This is a genomic window from Streptomyces sp. FH025, assembly GCF_017427025.1.
GTDB lineage: Bacteria > Actinomycetota > Actinomycetes > Streptomycetales > Streptomycetaceae > Kitasatospora.
In genome coordinates, this window is the sequence record NZ_JAFLNG010000740.1 from 1 (window position 1) to 3,639 (window position 3,639).

Here is a 3,639-nt window from a genome sequence, read left to right on the forward strand (position 1 = left end):
CCCTCCCTCTCCCCCGTCCCGCCCGCGGCGGGGTGTTCCCGCGCCCGAGAATAGGCGCGACCTGGTGTTTCACGTCAGCCCGTACCGGCCCGGCCGATCGCCGCCACCGGCCGGAACCACCGCCGCACCCCGGCGCGTCCCCTCCGGCGGGGGCCCGGCGGGCCGTGGGCGCACTGGCGCGGACCGGACAGGTGTTCGCACTACACTGCTCCACCCCGAGGGCCGCCCTCGGGTTCCGGGTGTGGCGATACGGGGGTAATGGTGCGGATTCGGCTCCTCGGGCCGGTGGAGTTGCGGGCCGCGGAGGCCGGCTTCGCCACGCTGGCGGGGGCGCAGCGGCGAGCGGTCCTGGCGCTGCTGGCGCTGCGGCTGGGGCGCGTCGTCACCGTGGACGGCCTCTGCGAGCTGCTGTGGGGCGACCGGCCGCCGGCCAGCGCCCGCCCGGCCGTGCAGGGGCACGTGGCCGCGCTGCGCAAGGTGCTCGCCGACACGCCGTTCGAGCTGCACACCCGGGCCTCGGGCTATCTGCTGGCCGGGCCCGCCGAGGAGGTCGACGCGCTGCGCTTCGAGGCGCTGGCCGCCCGGGCCGAGGAGCACGCCGGGCGCGGGGACGACGCGGAGGCGATCGCGCTGCTGGAGGAGGCGCTGCGGCTGTGGCGCGGCGAGGCCCTGGCCGACCTGCCCGACACCCCGCTCCACGCCGCCGCGGTGGACCAGCTGAAGCAGTCCTACACCTCCGCCGTGCTCCGCTGGGCCGGGCTGCGGCTGCGCCGGGGCTCCGGGGCGGCGGCCGTCGCGGTGCTGGAGCAGGGCATCCGCCGGGACGGGCTGCGCGAGGAGCCGGTGGCGCTGCTGATGCGCTGTCTGCACCAGGCCGGGCGGCCCGCCGACGCACTGGACGCCTACCACCGGGCGCGGCTGCGGCTGGACCGGGAGCTGGGCATCCGCCCCGGGGCCGTGCTCCAGGCGGCGCTCGCCGAGGTGCTGGCGGACAGCCCGGCGGACGACCAGGTGGAGGCGCCGCCCAGCGCTCCCCGGGCCGCCGATACGGACCTCCCGACTCCGCGGCAACTTCCCCGGCAAGCTGTCGAGTTGATCGGCCGGGAGGCCGAGCTGAACTGGCTGGACCGCGTCTGCGCCCCGGACCGGGCCACCGGCGGGCCGGCCCTGGTGGTCGGCCCGGCCGGGGTCGGCAAGAGCGCCCTGGTCACCGCCTGGGCGCACCGGGCCGCCGCCCGCTTCCCGGACGGTCTGCTGTACGCGGACCTGCGCGCCCTGGACCCGGCCGGACCGGCCCGCCCCGAGGTCGTCCTCGGCCGCTTCCTGCGCGCGCTCGGCGTCCCGGAGGACGCCGTCCCCGCCGACCGGGCCGGACGCGCCGCGCTCTACCGCGAACGCACCCGGGGCCGGCGCCTGCTGGTGGTCCTGGACGACGCCGCCGGCGCCGGGCAGCTCGCGGACCTGCTGCCCGAGGGGCCGGGCTGCGCCGCCGTGGTCACCGGACGCGGCTCGCTGGAGGAGCTGGTCGCCACCGACGCCGCCGCCCTGCTGCGCCTGACCGCGCTGCCCGAGGGCGAGGCCCGGCGCCTGCTGGAGCACCTGCTCACCCCCGAGCGGGTGCGCGCCGAGCCGCAGGCAGTGGCCGAACTCGCCCGGCTGTGCGAGCACCTGCCGCTCGCCCTGCGGATCGCCGCCGCCCGGCTGGCCGCCCACCCGGACTGGACGATCGCCGAGCTGTCCGCCGAACTCGCCGACGAGAGCCACCGGCTGGCCGGTCTGGACGTCGACGGCACCACCGGCATCGGCCCCCAGCTCAGGCTGACGCATCGCCGGCTCTCCACCGAAGCGGCCCATCTGCTTCCCCTCCTCGCCGTCCACCCGGGCCGCGAGGTGGACACCCTCGCCGCCGCCGCACTGCTCGGCACCGACCCCTCCGCCGCCCACCGGGCGCTCGGCGAGCTGGCCGCCCACCACCTGCTCACCGGCACCGCCCCCGGCCGCTACCACCGCACCGACCTGGTCCGGCTGTTCGGCGCGGACCTGCTCGCGGCCGAACCGGAGCCGCTCCGCCGGCAGGCCCGTGAACGCCTGCTGGACTACTACCAGGCCGCGCTCCAGCACTGCGGCGGCTACCTCGACCCCGGTCAGGAGGACGCCGCCGCCGGCCGGGAGGACGCCGCCGGTCAGGATGGCGCCGCCGGTCAGGATGGCGCCGCCGGCCGGGAGGACGCCACCGGTCAGGAGGGCGCCGCCGCCCGCCCGTCGTACGCCGTGCCGGCCGCCGCCGACATCCGCACCGCGCTCGACTGGTTCGAGGCCGAGGAGCCCGCGATCCGCGCACTGCTGGGCGACGCCGACACCGACCCCGACCGCGTCTGGCGGCTCGCCCTGACCACTGGTTCGCTCTACTACGGCGCCAGCCGCTTCACCGACTGGCTGGAGCGCGCGGACACCGGACTGGCGGCGGCCGAGCGCTGCGGCGACCCGGCCGCGGTGGCCTTCCTGCACAACTGCCGGGCCCAGGCCCTGGTCGCGCTCGAACGCCGACCGGAGTCGGCCGAGGCGGCCCGCCGGGCGGTGGCCGCCACCGAGTCGGCGCACGGACCGGCCGCCGTCTCCGCCCGGATCCGGGCGCTCGCCACCCTGGCCCTGGTCACCGCGATGCTCGGCGACGCCGCCGAGGCCGGACGGCTGGCCGCCTCGGCGACCGCTCTCGCCGTCGACTCCGGCGACCGCAGGCGCCTGGTCGACGCGCTGGTCCACCAGGGCTGGGTGGGCCTGGCCACCGGCGACCCGGAGGCCGCGCAACGCCGCTCCCGGGAGGCCAGGGAGCTGCTGCCGGCCGGCCCGGTCACCCAGGTCCACCTGTGGTCGCTGCTGACCGAGGCCCAGGTCCTGCCGCCGACCGTCCGGGACGACGCCGCCGACCTCGCCTGGCACCGGCTGCTCGCCGCGTGCGAGGAGGCGGGCCTGCTCTACCTGCACTCGGTCGCCGAACAGTCCTACGCCGCCCACCTGGTGACCCGGGGCCGCGAACCGGAGGTCCGGGCCCGGCTGCGCTCGGCCCTCGACCGCTTCCGCCGCCACGACCGGCGGGCCGGCTACACCAGCTCCTTCACCACCAGCCTGGAGGCCTCGCTGGACCTGCGCACCGGGCGCCCCGGGCTCACCGACTGACCGGCGCGTACCCGTGCTCGGCCGCCAGCACCGGCCGCAGGGCCCGGACGGCGTAGAAGTTCCGGGACTTGACCGTCCCCGGCGGCAGCCCCAGCCGCGCCGAGGCCTCCAGCACCGAACGGTCCTTCATGTGCAGTTCCACCAGCACCTCGCGGTGGTGCTTCTGCACCCGCCGCAGCGCCAGCGCGATGTCCCGGGCGACCACCACCTGCTCGTACGGGTCGTCGGCGAGCGGCCGGTCCTCCACCGGCTCGCCGATCACCTCCTTGGCCCGGGCTGCGGCCATCCGGTAGTGGTCGATCGCGATCCGCCGGGCGACGGTGAACAGCCACGGGCGGCTGCGCTCGGCGCCGCCGGTCAGCGCCTCCGGGTGCTGCCAGGCGCGCAGCAGGGTCTCCTGGAGGATGTCCTCGGCCTTGCCCCGGCCCGACCGACCCTCGACCCCGACACCCTCGCCGAGAT

General features: G+C 77.9%; 2 protein-coding genes. One reads left to right on the forward strand and one right to left on the reverse strand.

What is annotated here, in order from left to right; translation table 11 throughout:
* Positions 1–258 precede the first annotated feature (258 nt).
* Complete coding sequence (locus J0670_RS33035) at positions 259–3,177, forward strand: BTAD domain-containing putative transcriptional regulator (RefSeq protein ID WP_207815845.1); 2,919 nt, start codon at positions 259–261, stop codon at positions 3,175–3,177.
* Here J0670_RS33035 and J0670_RS33040 read toward each other — a convergent pair.
* Positions 3,167–3,639: sigma-70 family RNA polymerase sigma factor (locus J0670_RS33040; RefSeq protein WP_207815847.1), on the reverse strand; the 473-nt coding region annotated here is incomplete at its 5' end. The genes J0670_RS33035 and J0670_RS33040 overlap by 11 nt on opposite strands.